The organism is Anaerovibrio lipolyticus, assembly GCF_021531495.1.
Taxonomy (GTDB): domain Bacteria; phylum Bacillota; class Negativicutes; order Selenomonadales; family Selenomonadaceae; genus Anaerovibrio.
Window position 1 is genome coordinate 1 of record NZ_JADYTY010000005.1, and the last position, 19,772, is coordinate 19,772.

Below are 19,772 nucleotides of genomic sequence, written 5' to 3' on the forward strand. Positions count from 1 at the left end.
ACGCCTTTTTTATCTTCTGAAATATACAGTTTTCAAGGAACTACACCATTTTACGGTGTGGGAAGTTTAAAAATGTTATAATAAAACCATGAAATTAAGGAGGAAACTATGGAATATATAAATTTTCAGGTAGGTGAAAAATTCCCCCTGCCTATTAAGAATCAGGGGGATGGTGGTCTATTTCAAATTGACGCCAATGGCTGTATGTTTATTTTGCAGCTTAGCAAAACCGATGTTATTGCAGTAGAGGCCTTTCGTACTGGCAAGCTGGAGCTGGGCCTCTATGAACAGGATGGTATTTTGTTCCTGCTTTACAAGATTGATGGCATCTTCAAGGATGGCTGGGGAGATTGCCCTCTAGGTGTACAGTTGCTGCCACCTGGGCTAAAGCCTATTTTAGAGGACTTGCAGGAGCCTGTTATGCACCTTTATCTGGTAGATACCCAGTTGCAGGTTCTGCTGGCTCAGCGTACCGTAGAGCTTTCTGAGGAGTTCTTTGACCAGCTTCGCCATGCTGTAAAAAATCAATTAGAATCCTCTATGACCTCCGGTGCCTTTGTTACAACTTTGCAGAAAATCTGGGCTCAGCATACTTCCAAGGATATGAGCGAGCACCTCTTAGCCCACCAGCAAATAGAGATGAAAATCCCACCTATGGCACCAAAACACTAAAAGCAAAGCCCCCGCAACTGTCATTTGCGGGGGCTTTGTGCTGTCATTCTACCCTAGCTCCACCAGATTTCTCTGTCTATGGTCAAAGGTAAGGCCCTGAGTATATCCAAATCCCTTAGCATATTCAATGGCCTTGTCAATATAGCTGCCACAATCCCCTGGCTTATGGGCATCAGAGGAAGTAATTATAGGCAGATCATATTCCTTGGCCAGCTTCATAAACTCTGGATAAGGAGAAATTTCCTCAATAGGATAACGATATAGGGTGCCAGTATTCACATCTACACCCATATTGGCTTTTTTCAGAGCCTTAACAGCTCGCAGCAGATATGGCTGTACATCAAAATCTGGCAAATATTTATACAAACGTATATTGAAAGGATGTCCCAACACATCATAGCAGCCACCAGCACAGAGATGTTCAATCTCCTGGGTGTACCACTCATAAATATCATCTAAGGAATGATTCTGCCACTCAGCCTTGATTTCACTGGAATCATAGGCCCAACCTCGAATGAAGTGTATAGAGCCAATAACATAATCAAAATCATAGTGAGACAAAATTTCCCTTACCTTGGCCTGATTCTGAAAATTGCAAACCTCAATACCGGTTTTTACTTTATAACCCAAAGACCGGAGCTTGGCCATAAAAGCGAAATAATCCTCCAAAGTATGCTTGAATTTATTCCGCTTTAACCATTTTTGCTGAAAACTTCCTACAAAGGAATCATCCAAAATCAAATCATCGTAATAAAGCTGCTGAAACTCTGGAAAGGTATGGCTATGCTCGCTAATACCGATTTCATCCAAGCCTCTTTTCTGTGCCGCCTCAAAGAAGCCCTTTACCCACTCCACATCATAATCGCCATATTCAAAATGCATATGATAATCGTATTTCACTAAATCATCCCCTGACGAATAAACTCCTTAATCTGCTCCATTACCCCATGCTCTACATTGCTCTTGCACTGGAATCTAGCCACCTTTTTCAAATCAGGATGGGCATTGGCCATAGCATAGCTGTAGTACACGGACTGCATCATTTCATAGTCATTCATATAGTCGCCAAAGGCAGCACATTCCTCTGGCTTGAAGCCAAATTTTTCCTGCACCTTTTTAACCGCCCAGCCCTTGTTAGCATCTGGATTCAAATAATCCACCCACACATTGCTGCTCAGAGTACGATGGAGATAGGTATCCAAATCAGACATAGGTTCCCAGATATTCTTTACAGAATCCTCATATTCATTGTCTGCCAAGGCCAGTTTGATGAAATCATCATCAATATCCTCAAATCTGTCTACATACTCAGCTCTGGTATAATATTTGTGCAGTTCTCCAATATATGGCTCCCACTGGCGCAGAACGTAGCTGTTCTTTTTACCACTGACTACGGGATAAATATGAGGTATACTCATGGCCTTGTAAAGAACCTTCATATATTCAGCCTTATCAATAGTGCTGGAAAACATTTCCTTTTCCCGATAGCAGGAATAAGCTCCATTCTCTGCCAGAAAGAGGAAATCATCCTTGTACTTACCCATTTGATACATCAGGGCATAATACTGACGGCCACTGGTAGGAGCAAAAATTACATTCCGCTTTTTCAGCTCTTCCATAACCTCATCAAATTCAGCTGGCAGCTGGCCATTCTCGTCCAGCAAGGTTCCATCCATGTCAGAAAAAATTACTTTTATCATATACTTCACCCCGTATCACCAATTGCCAAGAGATTGGCAACCCTACAACATCTCTACAGCCTGCCCCAACCATCCTGATTTTAGCCCTTGCGGCCATGATAAAGGCACCAAGGCTCCTCTGCCATATAGTCACCCTCATGGTAGTAGGCAGCTCTGGCCCGACAGCCACCGCAGGCTCTCTTGTACTGACAGCTGCCGCAGCCACCGGAATATTCCATAGTACGCAGTTTGTTCAGCACAGGGCTGTTTTTCCAGATTTCATCAAATGGAGTCTGGCGCACATCCCCCAGCTCCATATTCAAATAAGCACAAGGCTGTACCTTGCCCTTAGGGCTAATTATACAATAGGCTGTACCAGCAAGGCAACCTCTGCGGAAGCGGGTTTTCAATCCCATCTGGTCTGCAATCCGCAGGAACTGCGGAGCACAGGTTGGCTTCAATTCAATATCCACCTGCTGCTGTTTTTTCATGATTCTGGTCAGGGTTTCCTCATAAGCCTCTGCCCGCAAGGACTCTGCTTCAATGGTTTTGGCTCGTCCCGTAGGCACCAAGAAGAAGAAATGATGGGCCACGGCCCCCTCGGCTACGGCAAAATCCGTCAAAGCCTCCAGCTCGTGATTGTTCCACTCCATAACTGTGGTGTGAATCTGAAAGGGCAGGCCTACAGCACGACAATTTCGCATCCCCTGTACCGCCCCTTCCCAGGCTCCCGGGAACTTACGGAACTGATTGTGCTTCTCCTTATCCATAGAGTCCAAGGAGATTCCCATGCCCATAGCCCCGGCATCCTTTAGCTTTTGGGCCATTTCCAAGGTAATCAAAGTGCCATTGGTACCAAATACCGGCCGAAGACCTAGACTGGTGGCATAGGCTACCAGCTCCACAATATCAGGCCGCATCAAAGGCTCGCCCCCAGAAAAAATCATAATTTTGAAATTGGCTCTAGCTATCTGCTCCAAAAGCGTCTTGGCCTCTGCTGTAGACAGCTCCTCCTCAGCCTTACAGCCTGCATCTCGATAGCAATGGTCACAGTACATATTGCAGGCATTGGTAGTATTCCAGGAAACTATCATTTGTCAGCACCTCCTGCTATACCAATTTCCTCATCTGTCAAATAACATGATGGGTCAGACTCCCAGAAATCCCCGGTAACAGCCTCTGCCCTGGTACGGAAATTGCCATTGCAATTTTCCAGGAAACGACACTGACTGCAGCGCCCCTTTAATAGTGGCTTTCTATCCTTTAGACCAGCCATAATTGGATTGGAGGTGTCCTGCCAAATTTCACTAAATTTCCTATCCCTTACATTGCCAAAGGTGTGATGCTGGGTAAACTGGTCTGGGTGAACATAGCCAAAGGGATCTACCTCCCCAAAGGCTATACCAGAGCGATTGCCTCCGTTCATGGAAATATATTTCTTTATCTGGGCCGCCTGCTGGTCATTGCCCTCTGAAACAGCCTTGAGATACATATAAACACCATCACAATGGTTATCTACAGTAAGAATCTCCTTTTCCAGACCTCTATCCTCAAAATCCTTGGTACGGCGAATAATAATATCCATAGCCCGACGGGATTCCTCCGCGGTAACATCCTGATTCTTCATGGCTGTACCCCGACCGGAATAAACCAAATGATAGAAGCAGACTCTGTTAATATTCTCCCGTTCAATAAAATCAAAAATATTTTCCAGCTCCTGAATATTGTGATGATTAATGGTAAAGCGCAGGCCCACCCGCTGACCTACAGCCACACAATTCTGAATACCCGCCATAGCCTTCTGGAAGGCTCCTTCTACTCCTCGGAACTGGTCATTTACATCCTGCAAGCCATCCAGGGAAATCCCTACATAACCCACCCCAATATCCTTGATGCGCTGAGCCACCTCTCTGGTAATCAAGGTGCCATTGGTGGACAGGGTTGGACGCACTCCCTTGGCCTGAGCATATTCTGCCAGCTCAAAGAAATCTGGACGAATCAAAGGCTCACCGCCAGAGAATAGCAATACTGGTACATGAAAATCTGCCAAATCATCAATGAAGCTTTTGGCTTCCTGGGTAGTCAGCTCATTCTGATACTTCTTATTATCAGAGCTCATATAGCAATGACGACATTTCAGATTGCAGGTTTTGGTGGAATTCCATACCACCACCGGCCCCATGCCCTCACCGGCACCATTTCGCATGGCATGGGCATTCTTGGTATATCTCAGAGAATCACCATAGTATTCTCTGGCAAATAAAAGCTTGGTTACACTAATCATTTTTTACACTCATCCTATTACACAATTTATCTATTTGGTACAGATAGCATCAATTATCAGTCTAAGCTTCATGGTAATATTTTCTTCAAAGCTTAAAGGCAGACTGCTAAAGGCTGCTGCCTGAAACAAAGAATGGAACATTTCCGTAATAATTTCTGCAGAAACATCCTGCCGAAATTCTCCACTGGCCTGTCCCTCCTGCACCAGCTGTAGAAACATGGCCATAAAAGCAGGACCATGACCTCTATGCTCATGAGGTTCCAGGTCACAGTCCTTTTCCTTGCCCTTAGCCTCCTCTGAAGCTTGCTCCGGCCGTGCTCCAGCACTTAAGAACAAAGGCAGGACATATTTATTGCTATCTACCAGCTGTGCCGTCATCAGCACCATCTCTCGCAGGATTTCTGCCTTGCTTTTTTGCTCTGCGGTCAAATGCTGCAACCTCTGCTGCAACTGTACAGCTAGATTATCTAACAAGTAGTGCAGCAGCTGATCCTTAGAGTCAAAATAATTATAGAAGGTTCCCAATCCCATATTGGCTGCCTTCATAATATCCGCTATTGAAGTGGCTTGAAATCCCCGCTGGACAAATTGTTCAATGGCTGTTTCCATGATTGTTTGCTTAGCTAGAAGCTTTTTTTGCTCCCTTTTGCTAATTTCAGCCATAAAAAAACACCTCCCAAATAACTCATTGCTATATTATATATGATATTCATGGATTTTTAAAGTAAAAAATGAATTGTGTTCATATTTTTGCATCTGCAAAAACCTAATTTTAGGACATCTTGTCATTAATGACTATAAATCTCGCCACCATAAATGCGGTCAAAAGGTTCAAAATCATTGCTAAAAATACTTTTAGAGATTTTATTATCTGAAAAATTCACACCTATTGCATCAAAAATAGAATACATTAGATAATCTGTACGATATGGTCTGTGAACACCATTTTTTATGCGCTGCCATACTTCTGGATATTGTTCACGATATTGCTTAGAGGTCCATACCACAAAGGGAATCTCAATCATATGCTTGCTTCTTTTTTCCTCAGCAGTATGCTGGGCATTTTTTGAAGTGTCATAAAGATCCATACCATGATCAGAAATATAGAAAATTATCGCATTTTTGTCCTCAAAACGACGAATAATTTCATTGACTATATAATCATTATAGAGTACAGCATTATCATATTCTGCCTTGGTTTGCTTCTCCCCTTTGCTATCTCCTTCTTCGTCATCAGCCGTAAATTTGGCAAATTTATCAGTATACCGTGAACTGAATATTTCGTGTGTACCGTATAGATGAATTGTATAATACTGTCTAGGCTGGTGGTTATCCTGCAAAAATTCATCTAAATAAGGCAGTAATTGTTCATCTGGCTGAGCAGCAACAAAACCGCCTCCCTTTATGCCACCGGTTATGCGCATGAATTTGAATTCATCGGAACGGTGTGCATATACCCCTTCAAGGTTTCCCCAGCCTGAGGATGGTTCCTGATTAGATAGCCACGTTGTATGATATCCAGCCATCCTTATAGTATCTATAAGATTCAAGTATTCATACCAGGGATCGCTACTGTCCCTATCCTTTGGTGCTGTATTAAAAATCATACTCATGGCCTGTGTAGTTCCGTTACCGCAGGCTATGGTATCATCAAATACCGCCAGCTCGCCTTGTTTTTCCCTTGCTTCAAGCAAAGGACTGGTAGGTAGGTTGTAACCATATAAGCTCATATGATTTCTATCCGTGGATTCTCCTAAAACAAACACCACATAAGGAACCTTCATATCTCCAGCTTCTACAATCTGCGATTCTTTGGCCTTATCCATACCTGAACAAATAATATCGTCACCGCCAATCTCCATCCGTGCTGCATAAAAATCCATACAAAAACGAGCCACATCCCAATATTTATAGAGTGTATCGTATTTCCAATGAGTAATTTCCCATGAATAGTCTATATCGTCACAGATGGATTCTTTGGCGATATAACCCATTTTGGCAAATGAACATAGAAAACATATTAGTATAAATATAGACAGTTTTGGATTAAGGCCTATGTGACGGATTTTATGTATTGTATATGCAAACAAAGAAAGGAAGCACACCAATGCTAGAATTACCTTTACATGTAATACATATGCCCTCAAAAATTCCCAGGCTGTTCCAGGATCGGTGCTTAGGATAATAGCTAGTTTTGTCTGATCCAATACATCTCCATATTGGTAAAGCAGGAACCAGTCTACTGTGCATACAATTATTGCTATGATAATAAAACATCTTTCAAGAAATACTTTGAATATACAACCTGGGAGGTAGCGAATAACAGCTGCTGTTATGTATATCATAGAAAAGCTGGTTAAAAAATGACCTATAGCTTCGATAAGTGCCTTAACTGGTGCAGAGCTATCTGCTTGTAAATAAAAAAGTCCAATTATGCTGCTATTAAACAGCATCATTAAGCATAAAAAATCCTTGATTCTATCGGTAATACGAAATACTTTATCTAAGATATTTTGAAATAATATTTTTATTTTCATCCACAAATCTACCATTGATAATCTTCATCCCTTTAATGTATTTTTTGTTGTACGCCCTCAATATTATACAATATTACAAAAAATTTGTTGACAAAATTCTGATTTGTAGAGCCAAAGAATTATTTGCATAATGGCATACATATACTCTTTACTGAGTCATGACATATACCCTTACAGGCACGCTCGCGCTATATTGATGTGCCTCACGCTGCTAAACTCATTTAATCACATGAAAAGTTTCACGATGTTCATCTTTTCATGGCTTAAATTCGTTAAGAAGCAAGGCACATCGATATACCTGTTAAGGGTATATGTCATGCCTTCTACTTTGTATATTCATTGCACCTTCCTGCTTTGGCACAATTTGGAACGACCTATTTTCTACGAGGATAGCAGAATTATTTGGATTGACAATATCGATAAGCCTTGATGATTCGGCAACAGCCGAAGGGACATGACACTTTTGCGTCGGGAGACTCCTGCTTTTGCGTAGCAAAAGTGGCCCCGGTAGCACTCTCTATCATTACGGCCTCTGTGAATTGGCTCAGCGACAAGCGGTATTACTGCGTATGGATAAATCACCAGATAGGGCCATTAAGTCGGACAGAGCAAAAGTCGTTATGACCGCAGGCTGTATATCGAGAATCTTTGACATCCCGAATTATATTTACATTCTTAGGGAGATAGGCAACTCGTCAAATCAGAATTTCTCTTGCGTGCAAAATAGAATATTTACGCACAAAAAAACCTCTACCCAAATGGATAAAGGTTTAATCTCAATGGTGACCCAGGAGGGACTCGAACCCCCGACCCTTTGATTCGTAGTCAAATACTCTAATCCAGCTGAGCTACTGAGTCATAATGTCAATCTCACAATCAACATTATTATATTATCACATCACCTATATCGTGTCAACACTTTTTCAGCAATTCCCAATTATTTTTCAAGAATTACTCAATCAAAAGCATAGTCACTAATCTCTTAGATTTCTGCCTTGCTCACACCATCAGGTACCAAGGCAGAACTCATCTGCACCCACACCTTATCCTCCTCGCTGCAGGAGTAAAGCTTCTGATGCTCGGCTGGCACTGGCTGATTTTCCTCTACCTGGCTAATATCCAGCTGAAGGCGATTCCTGGCATCCCGGCGGAAGGAATATTCCCCTCTAGTAGACAGCCATTCATTCACCATTTCCAGATTCATAAAGGAAGCCGCCTTGTTATAGGCCTTGTACTCCTCGGTAGCCGCCGCAGCAGCCTGCTTTATATCACTATAAGCACCTAGCAGAAAAAAATCCACGCTTTTTTCTGTGGTTACTAATTTGGTAACTACATAAGACACAAAAACACCACCAATTTATTACAGTCCCATTGAAGGGCTAGACTGATTAATTTACCCCATGCTAACGGGTGCTAAGACCCCCTCCTCTTAGGAGGGAGTTAAGCACCCGTAAGGCTCTGGATTTATTCGACTAAATTCAGTGGGAGTCTAAAGCTCCCACTGAATAAGTCTCATTTTACTTCTTCCAAGAGAAGCGGGACTTCTTCGCATGGGAATTTTCCCACACCATAATAGCCTCCAGCACAGAGCCGGAAATACAACGGCTCTTAGCAGAGATAGTTGTGCAGTTGGCTGGCTGGGTGCTAGGATCTATTTCCGCAATCTTCAAGCCTGTACGCACTGGACAGCCATCATGCAAAAGACCTCTCAATACACCCTCCACAGGAGCCTTGATTTCAAAAACATTGCCCCCATCCATATTCAGCTTGGCTATAACCTCATCCTTCTTCACAATATAGGACAGAGGATGTCCAGCCTCCAAATAACCATCACAAGGAGCATTAATGGAGTGGGAAGCCCGCATCAAAGCCCGCAGCTCTACAGTTTCCTTCTCTGGCAGGGCCTGTCCTTCATAAATAATCCGGCCCAGATTATGACCTCTGGTAGTTTCAATAACACAGTTTACATCCCGGCCAGCCACAAAGCCAGGGCCAATAGCCACGGTGAAATCCGCCATATCCATATAGGTTCCCATATTCCGCTTGGCATAAATAGCATCTATCAGGATTCTTGGCTTTAGCTTCTGAAGACAATCTGCCTCTGGATCCACCATAATCACAATCTGACCGTTTTTCAGCATTTTCTCTGCATCATGGAGAGAATCCGCCCGGGTACAGATGGTACGCTCCACTTTCTTTTCCCCATCATAAACAGCCTCAGCAAAAACAATATCCCGACGTATGGCAGAGGGAGCAGCCTTCTCCAGCATCAGCACCTGAAAACCAGTATTATGGAGACGATGGGCAATACCTGTGGCCAGCTCGCCACCACCACGAATTACTACAAGTTTTTTCATACAGAAATCACTCCTACAATATTTCCTTCACACATACCGGAGGCTCCGGCTAGCATCATAGCTATATCAGCTATCCTCATATACACGAACTCTCAGCTTTAGGCCCCGTTCATCACATAGCTTCTGACAAAGGTCAATCTCCGCCTGATTCTCCACCTTTTCTACCACAGTGAGCACCACATGAGGTACGTATTTCTTGCAATCCACAGCAAATTTCAGCATGGCATCAAAGGAAGGCAGACCATATTGAGCATGAGTCAGCTCCAAATACCGCTGGGCATTGGAGGCATTCAGGCTAATGGATATAGTATCTAGAAGTCCCTGAAAATCCTTGGCTGTATCCCGACCATAAAGCAAATCAGACAAACCATTGGTATTTAACCGGGTTGGTATCTCTGGATGAATCTTTTTTACATAGGCCATCAGCTCCAAAAGTACCTCCAGCCGCATGGTAGGCTCACCAAAGCCACAGAAAACAATTTCCTTGACTATATCCCAGGGCAGCTTGTCCAGCTCTGCCTTTACTTCCTCAGCTGTTGGCTCCTTCTTCAGCCACAGACTGCTTTCCTCTGCCATATGCTTCATAGTCCGCAGGCAGAAGCTGCAGCTGCAATTACAGCGATTGGTAATATTCACATAGATGCCTCTTTTGCCCTGAGGCTGTTCCTTTAGGCTATCCTCTACCCGGACATAGCGTCCGCCCTCATGTACTGCATATACCAACATATCAGCTCAACTCCGTTAAATATTCTTCAAAGGCCAAACCATAATTCCAAGGCAAATCCAACTCCACAGTGTAGCCCAGCACCTTGGTAATAAACTCAGCCGCCTTATTTACTGCCACAGACAGGCTCTCTCCCTTAATCAGGCTAGCCGCCACAATGGCAGCAAAGGCATCTCCTGTACCAGAGCGATCCCCGCCAATTTTTGGCTGGCTGACAATGGACTGACAACCATTTTTTTCGTAGACAAAATTCAAAACCTTGCCCTCAGCATGAAGCCCCGTAATAACCACCTGCTCCGGGCCTTTATCTGCTAAAGCCTTGGCTAACTTAGCCAGCTCCTCTTCCTTAATATCCCCATTTTCTGGATATTCCATATCCAAAAGCTGGCAGGCCTCTGTAAGATTTGGGGTAAGCAAATCCGCGTGAGCCAAAAGCCGCTTCATTTCATGACATATTTCCGGGGTATAGGAGGAATACAGCTTGCCATAATCTCCCATTACCGGATCCACCATAACCTTGGTAAAGGGCTTTTTAAACCGTTGAATAAATTCTTCCACAATATTTATCTGAGCTACAGAGCCCAAAAAGCCTGTGCAGATACCATCAAATTCCAGACCATTAACCGCCCAGTTTTCCATATAAGGCACCATACGCTCTGTATAATCATCTATATAATGCTGAGGAAATCCCGTATGCACTGACAAAATAGCTGTAGGCAGGGGACATGCCTGTATCTTCATAGCCGAAATCAAGGGCAGCTCCACCGCAATGGAACAGCGGCCAAAGCCAGTCATATCGTTGATTAGGGCAATTCTTTTCTGTCTTTTCATCGTCTAACTCTCTTTTTATTTAATTCTGGTAAGCTTCGGACGCTGGCCCGGCATCAATCGCATAGGCTTTTGCCGGTTTGCCAGATTGTGCTCCGTCAGCTTTTCCATTTTCCGTTGCTTAATCAAGCTATAACGGTTAATATTCACCAATATTCCCAAGGCCGCCATACTTACCAGCAAGGAACAGCCTCCGTAGCTGATAAAGGGCAGAGGAACACCAATGACAGGCAGGAAACCTGACACCATAAACATATTAATAACAGCCTGCAGGCAAATCAGAATAACCAAGCCGCCAGCCAAAACCTGACCATAGGCATCATAGGCATTTTTGGCAATTTTTGCGCCAAAATATCCCAAAAGACCATATAATATTATCAGGCCTGCCGCCAGCAAAAAGCCATTCTCCTGACAAAATACCGCAAAGGCAAAGTCAGTATGAGCCTCCGGCAAATAAGCATATTTGGCCAATCCCTCACCTAGTCCCATGCCCCAGAATCCACCGGAACCAATGGCCGTAATAGACTGTACCGTCTGATAGCCCATGCCCTGAGCATCTGCCCAAGGATCTAACATAACCTTTATACGCTGCAAACGATAAGGCTGATATATACACAGGGCTGTCGCTGCCGCCACAACAATAAAGATGAGATTTTTAATCTTGCCCATATCCAGACCAGCAACTATCAGCATCAAAAGAGGCACGCCTAAAATAATCATCATGGTACCCATATCCGGCTCCAGCTCGACCAAGGCAGCCAAAACCACCAATGTTCCATGCTGACTCTGTATCAGCTTAAATGCCTGTCTTTTTTGAATACAATAGGACAAATAATAGGCCTCAATCATCACACTGCATATCTTGGCAAATTCTGCTGGCTGAACAGAAAAGGAACCTATATATATCCAACGCTTGGCACCATTAACTGCCGTACCAAACCCCAATACATATACAAGCATAGCTATAATAACCAATATTATAGGCACTAGAATATCCCGCCACCTATGATAATCCACCCAATAGCAGAGGAAAAAAAACAAGCCTCCCACACCCATAATCAGCAAATGCTTCAGCAAATAGAAATAAGGAGAACTCCCCTCATCCTCAGCCATGACAAAGGTGGCACTAAAGATATTAACACTGCCTGCTATCAACAGCATAACCATAATCCAGATAACAGCCTCATGGTCATTACTCCAAATAGCCAATTTTTCAGGTATTGTTACCTTTTTCAAGCAAACACGACCTCACAGCGATTTATTTTCTCGCCAAATCCACTAAATTTACGCTCATACTCCGTCATAATATTATCAGGACGGTTCTCACTATGGAGATCAAAGGATACATCCTCCACCTGCAGACCAGCCTCCTGGAACTGCTCCAAGGAGAAATCAAAGAGGGGCCTGTTATCAGTCTTAAAAATCAATTTACCTGGCTTTTTCAACAGCTTATCATAGCGGTGCAAGAAACCAATATGGGTAAGACGCCTCTTGGCATGTCTTGCCTTAGGCCAAGGATCGCAGAAATTAATATAGAACTGATCTACCTCTGGCTGGTCAAAAATCGTTTCTATATTGTTAATATCAAAAACCAGCAGCTTAACATTAGTCAGCCCCAGTTCTCTAATCTTCTTAGCAGCAGAATACAATACATCCTGCTGAGCCTCAATGCCAATAAAATTCACCTCTGGATGCCGCAGAGCCAGCTGGCTGATAAAATCACCCTTGCCAGTGCCCAGTTCTACATACAAAGGAGCCTGACGGCCAAATACCTCATGCCAACGGCCCTTCTGCTCCTCCCCTGCTGGCTTATCCTTTGGAAATACAAAATCATCAAAATCATGAATTGCTTCATCAACCCAAGGTTTTCTTCTTAAACGCACAATAGCCTCCTAAATTCTCTACTTATCAAAAATTGTCTTATCAAGACCAAACTTCTTTAAATATCTATATAATGTTACCCGGCTTACATTCAGCATATTGGCCAAACGGCTGATATTGCCTCCCGCCACAGACCAAAGCTGAACAAATACCTCCTTGTCCTCTTTCCAAGGACGTCCCTTGCGGGCGCTGCAGGTAAAGTCCACATCATCCGGGCTAACCAAGGTACCGGGAGTGTTGAAAAATACTGACTCCATAACATTCTGCAGCTGCTTAATATTTCCCGGCCAATCATAGGAGAAAAGCTTTTCCACAGCCTCCGGCGTCAGCACCTTCACAGGCACCTGATGCATAGCCGCCAGCTCCTTTAGCATCTGGCTGGCTAAGGCCCCTATATCCTCCTTGCGGTTCCGCAAAGCCGGCAGCCTAATAGTATGGCCAGCAACAATATTCAAAAGCTCCTGAGGGAACTCTCCCCGCTCCACATAGCGTCTTAGATCTCCATCACAGGCAGCAATAATCCGCACATTAATATGACGGCTGGTGCTTTCCCCTACCCGTCTGGATTCCATAGTTACCAGCGTAGCAGCCAGAGTACGGGCCAAATCCATAGGCATTTTTTCAATATCATCAATAAACAGAGTGCCTCCGTCAGCCAGCTCCAGCTTCCCGGGATGGCTTACATCCTTGTTCACGCTGATACCAAAAAGCTCCTGCTCCATAATATCCGGCGTGCTATCCCCGCATTGATAGATAATAAAAGGGCCCTGAGCCTGACGGCTGGCTTGATGAATACCATGAGCCATCCGCTGCTTGCCTGTACCTGCTTCACCTAGCAGCAAGATATGCTTCTTGCTCTTAGCCACCCGCTGAGCCTTGGCCTTCACAGAGGCAAAGGCACTTTCCTCATCACATACCAGAGAGCTAAGGCTGTACTTGGCGGTAAAACCTGCAGCATGAGCCACCATAGTACGAAGATCTTCTATAGGCATGGAAACCGTCACAACACTTTTCACCTTGTCGTGAATATCCCTTTCCACAGGCACCACGGTGGTAATATCCTCATAGGTTTTGTGCTGGGTAATCCAGGTTACCTCCTTGTTATGGCTGGAAATCCCCTGCAAGCCCTTATAGATAGGTGTATGCTTATAATTAATCACCATATCCGTCAGCTTTATATCCAGATTCCGCAGCTCCTTACGGCCTACACCGATTTTTCGCAACCGTTGCAACCCCAGCTTATTGGCATAGGATACATTGGAATCCTCCAAAACATGATATACCGCAAAGGGCACTACATCCAAGAGCATTTCCTGAGCATTCAAGCGCTTTTGCTGCTGCAAATACTTCTCCATGCCATATACCAAGGTTTTCATAAAGGCCATAACAGCCTCCTGAGGCATATTTTCGTAATGCATCCCCACCATAGTTATAATATAGCACATTTTATTGTCCACAAAAACTGGTGCGGAACAAGCATCGCTATCATGAGATTCCCTTATCCACATTTCTGGGCCAAATACCCAGAAAGGAGTCTGCAGCTCACAAGCCATGCTAACACTGCTGGTGCCTATCTGCTCCAAGCCAACCCGTACTCCTTCAATTTCTCCCGGAGTCATCTGATAGAAAGGCATGGAATAGCTTTTTAGCACCACACATTCATCGTCTAAAAGCAACAGACTAATATCATATTCCTTGAAAAAATCCCTTAGACCGGTAGTCAGATGCTTTAGATACATCATAGCATCCCGATGCAGCTTTTGTCTGGCGGCAAAGGTTTCAGGAGATAGGCGGCAATCAGTACGGATTCTATCTGTAGGAGGATTTAACTCACGACTTTTTTGCCAGGAAGCTGCAATTTCCGGATTTACATTGGGGTCAATCTGGCCTGTTTTCATATATAAATCATAATAGCCTTGCAGTTTTTCTCTATTTCTTGGGCCTCGTACCATGCAGCATCCTCTCCTTCATACCATTTATTCTATCATTAGCAGTTTTTTACTGCAAATTTATTTTGTCAGAACGCTTTCTTTAAGGCCTACGGCATGACAATATATGTTTTCTCCAAGTCCGATTGAAAATTGCAAATAACAATAGTATATGATACAATAATATAGTGTTTTTAATATGAAAGGGACGGGGGTTCTCAAATGGCAACTCAATATAAGAAAATTCAGAACAAGCTGCATCCAAAGGAAGCGGAGCAGAGCAAGACTGACCTGAAACCAAAGGCCAGCCGTGATGCACTGCTTTTGGTGCTGATTGCTTTAACACTGGTTATTTTGGCAATAGGCTGGAATACTATGGATGATATTGGCCGTGCTATGTATGGCTTCATGGTAGCAGGTATGGTAATTGTTTATCTCAATCGCCGCCTTACCAATCTCTCCGAAAATATTCGCAAATGCCTGATTGCTGTCAGCTCAACACTCTTGCTAGGCTCCATTGTTATGCTAGGCTACAGCGTATATTTACAGTTTTTCAAATAAAGAATTACACAAAAATACGATGTTCGGTTCGAACATCGTATTTTTTTACGCTTTTTTATTCGATTGATTTGCCACAGGCTCTGAGGCGGGCCATCGCACGCTGCAAGGCAATCTCAGCACGCTTGTTGTCGATAGGTGGATCAGTCTGACGACCACTCTTGAAGGCCTCCAGACGCTCTCTTGCTCTATCATATGCCTTCTGGGCACGCAGAACATCAATCTCCACAGGCAGCTCTGCTGCAGAAGCCAACACCGTAATCTTCTCCGGCTGAACCTCCATAAAGCCACCAGCCACAGCAATCAGGGACTCTGTGCCATCAATCTTCACCCGCATGGCATGAGGTATCAAACCTGTAACCATAGGAGCATGCTTAGGCAGAATACCCAGCTCGCCAGCTGTGGAACGAACAATCAGCATATTTATATCGGCTGTATAAACAACCTTGTCAGGAGATACAATCTCTAGCTTAATAGTAGCCATTGATTAACCCTCCTTCTTCAGCTGCTCCGCCTTTGCCACAACCTCTTCGATACCGCCTACCATGTAGAAGGCAGCCTCTGGCAGGTCATCATATTTACCCTCCAGAATTTCCTTGAAGCCACGGATGGTATCCCTGAGCTCTACATACTTACCAGGAGTGCCGGTAAATACCTCGGCTACAGCAAATGGCTGAGACAGGAAACGCTGAATCTTACGGGCACGAGCAACAGTCAGCTTATCCTCATCGGACAGCTCCTCCATACCCAGAATAGCAATAATATCCTGCAGCTCCTTGTACTTCTGCAATACAGCCTGCACGCCACGGGCTACCTCATAATGCTCTGTACCAATAACATTAGGATCCAGAATACGAGAAGTAGAATCCAATGGATCTACGGCTGGATAGATACCCAGCTCTGCAATCTGACGAGACAATACTGTAGTTGCATCCAGATGGGTAAAGGTACCAGCTGGAGCAGGGTCAGTCAAGTCATCGGCAGGTACATATACAGCCTGTACAGAGGTAATGGAACCCTTCTTGGTGGAGGTAATACGCTCCTGCAAAGCACCAATATCAGTGCTGAGGGTTGGCTGATAACCTACTGCGGAAGGCATACGGCCCAGCAGTGCGGATACCTCGGAACCAGCCTGAATGAAACGGAAAATATTATCGATGAACAGCAGCACGTCCTGGCCCTGTACATCACGGAAATACTCAGCCATGGTCAAGCCAGTCAGAGCAACACGCATACGTGCTCCTGGTGGCTCATTCATCTGACCATATACCAGAGCTGTTTTGTCAATAACTCCGGACTCAGTCATCTCAGACCACAGGTCGTTACCCTCACGGGTACGCTCACCTACACCAGCAAATACGGAATAACCACCATGCTGGGTAGCAATATTATGAATCAGCTCCATGATAAGAACTGTCTTGCCTACGCCGGCACCACCAAAGAGGCCGATCTTACCACCACGGGAATATGGAGCAATCAGGTCAACAACCTTGATACCAGTCTCCAGAATCTGAGTGGAAGTCTCCTGCTCATCAAACTTTGGTGCAGGACGATGAATTGGCCAGAACTCCTTATTGCCAACAGGCTCAGGATTGTGGTCAACTGTCTGTCCCAAAATATTAAATACTCGACCAAGGCAGGCGTCGCCTACTGGAACCTTAATAGGTGAACCAGTATCAACAGCCTCCATCCCGCGGGTGAGACCATCAGTAGAGCTCATAGCGATACAGCGGGTAACACAATCACCCAGATGCTGCATAACCTCTACTACCAGATCAATATTCACATCGCTGGCTTTACCCTGGATTGTAACTGCATTGAGGATCTCCGGCAGCTGACCTGCAGGAAATTCAATATCTACGACAGGTCCAATAACCTGTACGACTTTACCCTTTGCCAATGGTAAACCCCCTTATTTCAGTGCCTCAGCACCGCCCACGATTTCTGTAATCTCGCGAGTGATACCGGCCTGACGAACTTTATTATAATGCAAATCAAGTTTTGCGATAAGCTCCTGTGCATTGTCCGTAGCATTGCTCATAGCATTCATACGGGAGCTGAGCTCGCTGGCTGCAGCCTGCAAAAGAGCGGCATAGATTGTAGTTACCAGATACTGTGGCAGCATATAGCCCAGTACAGACTGAGCATCCGGCTCATAGATGTACTCGGCATGGGTTCCACCCTGACCAGCCAAATTGCCAAAAGGCAAAAGCTGAACAGTCTCAGGAACACAGCTGATAGCTGACACAAAACGGGTATAAACCATAGAGATTTCCTTGACCTCCCCAGAAACAAATCTGGAAATCAGGTCTACAGCAATCTCCTTGGCATTATCATAGGAAGGACGCTCACTGATACCAATATAGGACTTGGCCACCTCATAATCCCGATTTTTAAAGAAAGCATCGGTTTTGCGGCCTACAGCCACGATTTCAGTGTTGGACTTGTCCTCAATACCAGCCACAGCCTCCTTGAAGGCATTGCTGGCATACGCACCAGCCAGGCCCTTGTCAGAAGCCATTACCAGAATCAGCTTTTTGCCCTCCTGGCGCGCCTCCAGCAGAGGATGAGTAAAATCCCCTGCATTGGCAGCGATATCTGATACTACCTGTGCCATTTTATCTGCATAAGGCTTGTTGGCCACAGCCGCCTCCTTTGCCTTGCGCAAACGAGAGGTTGCAACCATGTTCATAGCGTTTGTGATTTGCTGAATACTCTTTACGCTCTTGATACGACGGCGTATATCCTGTAAACTAGCCAAATAAAATCACCTCGCCTTATGCCATTTTGTATGTTACAGTTTCCTTGAATTCCTCAATAGACGCGGAAATAGCCTTCTCCAGTGCATCATCCAGCTTCTGCTGCTGAACAATCTTCTCACCGATTTCTGGATGCTCTGCATGCATGAACTTCAGGTACTCATCCTGGAAGGCTACTACCTTCTCTACAGGAATATCTACCAGATAGCCACGAACAGCAGTAAAGATAACCAGTACCTGATCCTCTACAGACATTGGAGAATACTGAGCCTGCTTCAAAGTCTCAACCATGCGGACACCACGGTCAAGCTGAGCCTTGGTAGCGGCATCCAGATCAGAAGCAAACTGGGAGAATGCTGCCAGCTCACGATACTGAGCCAAATCCAGACGCATGGTACCAGCAACCTGCTTCATAGCCTTAATCTGAGCGGAACCACCTACACGGGATACGGACAGACCTACGCTGATAGCAGGACGGATACCGGAATAGAAAGCATCGGTCTCCAGCATGATCTGACCATCTGTAATGGAAATTACGTTGGTAGGAATATATGCGGAAAGGTCACCTGCCAAAGTCTCAATAATTGGCAGTGCAGTAATAGAGCCTGCACCCAGATCATCAGACAATTTAGCAGCACGCTCCAACAGACGGGAATGTAGATAGAATACATCGCCTGGATATGCCTCACGTCCTGGTGGTCTGCGGAGCAGCAGGGACATAGCACGGTATGCCGCAGCATGCTTGGTTAAATCATCATAAACGCAGAGACAGTGGCCGCCCTGACCATTCTCATCTTTTCTATACATAAAATACTCTGCCATAGCAACACCGGCATAAGGAGCCAGATACTGCAAAGGAGCAGAATCAGCAGCTGTAGCAGCTACTACGATACTATATTCCATAGCACCGGCATCTTCCAAGGTCTTTACCACGCGGGCTACGGTGGAAGCCTTCTGACCAATAGCTACATATACGCAGATACAGTTCTGGCCCTTCTGGTTCAGAATGGTATCTACGGCAATAGCAGTCTTACCAGTACCACGGTCACCGATAATCAACTCACGCTGACCACGGCCGATTGGTACCAGAGCATCCAATGCCTTGATACCAGTCTGGAGAGGCTCATGTACAGACTTTCTGTCTGCAATACCAGGAGCATTAAACTCAACTGGACGAGTCTCAGTAGTAGGAATAGGGCCCTTGCCATCAATAGGACGGCCCAAGGCATCTACTACACGGCCAATCATGGCCTGACCTACAGGAACCTGCATAATAGTTCCAGTTCTCTTTACCTGAGCGCCTTCCTTAATCTCGGTTTCACCGCCAAGAATAACGGCACCTACGTTGTCCTGCTCCAGGTTCAGAACCAGACCATATATATCATTACCGAAATCCAACAGCTCGCCAGCCATGGCCTTGTTCAAGCCATGAATATGGGCAATACCGTCACCGATTTCGATAACAGAGCCAACTTCATCAACATTCAGATCAACAGCATAATTTTTGATCTGATCCTTGATAATGGCTGTTATTTCTTCCGGATTCATCTTCATACTTCGCTGTC

At 44.8% G+C, this 19,772-nt stretch carries 19 protein-coding genes and 1 tRNA gene; 2 read left to right on the forward strand and 18 right to left on the reverse strand.

All coding sequences use genetic code 11. The features are described from left to right. The first annotated feature begins 108 nt into the window (after positions 1-108). The gene (locus tag I6E26_RS03230; RefSeq protein ID WP_235320401.1) at positions 109-672 is read left to right on the forward strand and encodes a hypothetical protein; all 564 of its coding nucleotides are present in this window, start codon (positions 109-111) and stop codon (positions 670-672) included. 48 nt (positions 673-720) lie between these two features. On the opposite strand, the gene I6E26_RS03235 is transcribed toward I6E26_RS03230, so the two are convergent. The 14 genes from I6E26_RS03235 to I6E26_RS03300 form a co-directional block, all read right to left on the reverse strand. After that, a complete protein-coding gene (locus I6E26_RS03235; RefSeq protein WP_235320402.1) occupies positions 721-1,572 on the reverse strand; it encodes a histidinol-phosphatase in 852 nt (283 codons plus the stop codon). Then, positions 1,572-2,372 carry an HAD family hydrolase gene (locus tag I6E26_RS03240; protein ID WP_235320403.1) on the reverse strand — a complete coding sequence of 267 codons (801 nt, stop codon included), beginning with the start codon at positions 2,370-2,372 and terminating at the stop codon, positions 1,572-1,574. The genes I6E26_RS03235 and I6E26_RS03240 overlap by 1 nt, the downstream gene beginning before the upstream one ends. A gap of 80 nt (positions 2,373-2,452) precedes the next feature. Further along, entirely contained in the window at positions 2,453-3,445 is a 993-nt protein-coding gene (gene nirJ2, locus I6E26_RS03245) for a putative heme d1 biosynthesis radical SAM protein NirJ2 (protein ID WP_235320404.1), read from the reverse strand. Then, entirely contained in the window at positions 3,442-4,635 is a 1,194-nt protein-coding gene (gene nirJ1 / locus I6E26_RS03250; RefSeq protein ID WP_235320405.1) for a putative heme d1 biosynthesis radical SAM protein NirJ1, read from the reverse strand. The genes nirJ2 and nirJ1 overlap by 4 nt, the downstream gene beginning before the upstream one ends. A gap of 30 nt (positions 4,636-4,665) precedes the next feature. Further along, positions 4,666-5,298 carry a TetR/AcrR family transcriptional regulator gene (locus I6E26_RS03255; RefSeq protein WP_235320406.1) on the reverse strand — a complete coding sequence of 211 codons (633 nt, stop codon included), beginning with the start codon at positions 5,296-5,298 and terminating at the stop codon, positions 4,666-4,668. A 125-nt stretch (positions 5,299-5,423) separates the two neighbouring features. Further along, entirely contained in the window at positions 5,424-7,187 is a 1,764-nt protein-coding gene (locus I6E26_RS03260) for a phosphoethanolamine transferase (RefSeq protein WP_235320407.1), read from the reverse strand. Positions 7,188-7,952: 765 nt separating this feature from the next. Then, positions 7,953-8,030, reverse strand: a tRNA-Arg gene (locus I6E26_RS03265). Positions 8,031-8,154: 124 nt separating this feature from the next. Next, positions 8,155-8,514: a hypothetical protein gene (locus I6E26_RS03270; protein ID WP_235320408.1), complete on the reverse strand. Its 360-nt coding sequence runs from the start codon at positions 8,512-8,514 to the stop codon at positions 8,155-8,157. Positions 8,515-8,689: 175 nt separating this feature from the next. Further along, the gene (gene yqeB / locus I6E26_RS03275; protein ID WP_235320409.1) at positions 8,690-9,529 is read right to left on the reverse strand and encodes a selenium-dependent molybdenum cofactor biosynthesis protein YqeB; all 840 of its coding nucleotides are present in this window, start codon (positions 9,527-9,529) and stop codon (positions 8,690-8,692) included. A gap of 66 nt (positions 9,530-9,595) precedes the next feature. Beyond that, positions 9,596-10,255: a TatD family nuclease-associated radical SAM protein gene (locus tag I6E26_RS03280; RefSeq protein ID WP_235320410.1), complete on the reverse strand. Its 660-nt coding sequence runs from the start codon at positions 10,253-10,255 to the stop codon at positions 9,596-9,598. Between the two features lies 1 nt (position 10,256). After that, positions 10,257-11,084, reverse strand: a complete 828-nt coding sequence (locus I6E26_RS03285; RefSeq protein ID WP_235320411.1) for a pyridoxamine kinase — start codon at positions 11,082-11,084, stop codon at positions 10,257-10,259. A 15-nt stretch (positions 11,085-11,099) separates the two neighbouring features. Further along, the gene (locus tag I6E26_RS03290; RefSeq protein ID WP_235320412.1) at positions 11,100-12,317 is read right to left on the reverse strand and encodes an FtsW/RodA/SpoVE family cell cycle protein; all 1,218 of its coding nucleotides are present in this window, start codon (positions 12,315-12,317) and stop codon (positions 11,100-11,102) included. Continuing rightward, positions 12,314-12,964 (reverse strand): tRNA (guanosine(46)-N7)-methyltransferase TrmB, encoded by a 651-nt coding sequence (trmB, locus tag I6E26_RS03295; RefSeq protein WP_235320413.1) that lies wholly within the window; start codon positions 12,962-12,964, stop codon positions 12,314-12,316. Before trmB ends, I6E26_RS03290 begins: the two co-directional genes overlap by 4 nt. 18 nt (positions 12,965-12,982) lie before the next feature. Continuing rightward, positions 12,983-14,914, reverse strand: coding sequence for a sigma-54-dependent Fis family transcriptional regulator (locus tag I6E26_RS03300; protein ID WP_235320414.1), 1,932 nt, complete (start codon positions 14,912-14,914; stop codon positions 12,983-12,985). A gap of 198 nt (positions 14,915-15,112) precedes the next feature. Between I6E26_RS03300 and I6E26_RS03305 the strand changes: the two genes are divergently transcribed. Then, a complete protein-coding gene (locus I6E26_RS03305) occupies positions 15,113-15,451 on the forward strand; it encodes a hypothetical protein (RefSeq protein WP_235320415.1) in 339 nt (112 codons plus the stop codon). A 55-nt stretch (positions 15,452-15,506) separates the two neighbouring features. On the opposite strand, the gene I6E26_RS03310 is transcribed toward I6E26_RS03305, so the two are convergent. Genes I6E26_RS03310 through atpA form a run of 4 tightly spaced genes read right to left on the reverse strand, consistent with a single transcriptional unit; the run spans position 15,507 to position 19,761 of the window. Beyond that, complete coding sequence (locus tag I6E26_RS03310; protein WP_235320416.1) at positions 15,507-15,932, reverse strand: F0F1 ATP synthase subunit epsilon; 426 nt, start codon at positions 15,930-15,932, stop codon at positions 15,507-15,509. A gap of 3 nt (positions 15,933-15,935) precedes the next feature. Further along, a complete protein-coding gene (gene atpD, locus I6E26_RS03315) occupies positions 15,936-17,348 on the reverse strand; it encodes a F0F1 ATP synthase subunit beta (RefSeq protein WP_235320417.1) in 1,413 nt (470 codons plus the stop codon). A gap of 12 nt (positions 17,349-17,360) precedes the next feature. Beyond that, entirely contained in the window at positions 17,361-18,209 is an 849-nt protein-coding gene (gene atpG / locus I6E26_RS03320; protein WP_235320418.1) for an ATP synthase F1 subunit gamma, read from the reverse strand. 16 nt (positions 18,210-18,225) lie between these two features. After that, positions 18,226-19,761 (reverse strand): F0F1 ATP synthase subunit alpha, encoded by a 1,536-nt coding sequence (gene atpA / locus I6E26_RS03325; RefSeq protein ID WP_235320419.1) that lies wholly within the window; start codon positions 19,759-19,761, stop codon positions 18,226-18,228. Positions 19,762-19,772 lie beyond the last annotated feature (11 nt).

What these genes read in the sequence shown, in the direction of transcription:
- I6E26_RS03230 (WP_235320401.1), top strand. Translation starts at nt 109, where the DNA reads ATGGAATATATAAATTTTCAGGTAGGTGAAAAATTCCCCCTGCCTATT.
- I6E26_RS03240 (WP_235320403.1), bottom strand. Translation starts at nt 2,372, where the DNA reads ATGATAAAAGTAATTTTTTCTGACATGGATGGAACCTTGCTGGACGAG.
- nirJ2 (WP_235320404.1), bottom strand. Translation starts at nt 3,445, where the DNA reads ATGATAGTTTCCTGGAATACTACCAATGCCTGCAATATGTACTGTGAC.
- nirJ1 (WP_235320405.1), bottom strand. Translation starts at nt 4,635, where the DNA reads ATGATTAGTGTAACCAAGCTTTTATTTGCCAGAGAATACTATGGTGAT.
- I6E26_RS03255 (WP_235320406.1), bottom strand. Translation starts at nt 5,298, where the DNA reads ATGGCTGAAATTAGCAAAAGGGAGCAAAAAAAGCTTCTAGCTAAGCAA.
- I6E26_RS03260 (WP_235320407.1), bottom strand. Translation starts at nt 7,187, where the DNA reads ATGGTAGATTTGTGGATGAAAATAAAAATATTATTTCAAAATATCTTA.
- yqeB (WP_235320409.1), bottom strand. Translation starts at nt 9,529, where the DNA reads ATGAAAAAACTTGTAGTAATTCGTGGTGGTGGCGAGCTGGCCACAGGT.
- I6E26_RS03280 (WP_235320410.1), bottom strand. Translation starts at nt 10,255, where the DNA reads ATGTTGGTATATGCAGTACATGAGGGCGGACGCTATGTCCGGGTAGAG.
- I6E26_RS03285 (WP_235320411.1), bottom strand. Translation starts at nt 11,084, where the DNA reads ATGAAAAGACAGAAAAGAATTGCCCTAATCAACGATATGACTGGCTTT.
- I6E26_RS03300 (WP_235320414.1), bottom strand. Translation starts at nt 14,914, where the DNA reads ATGGTACGAGGCCCAAGAAATAGAGAAAAACTGCAAGGCTATTATGAT.
- I6E26_RS03305 (WP_235320415.1), top strand. Translation starts at nt 15,113, where the DNA reads ATGGCAACTCAATATAAGAAAATTCAGAACAAGCTGCATCCAAAGGAA.
- I6E26_RS03310 (WP_235320416.1), bottom strand. Translation starts at nt 15,932, where the DNA reads ATGGCTACTATTAAGCTAGAGATTGTATCTCCTGACAAGGTTGTTTAT.
- atpA (WP_235320419.1), bottom strand. Translation starts at nt 19,761, where the DNA reads ATGAAGATGAATCCGGAAGAAATAACAGCCATTATCAAGGATCAGATC.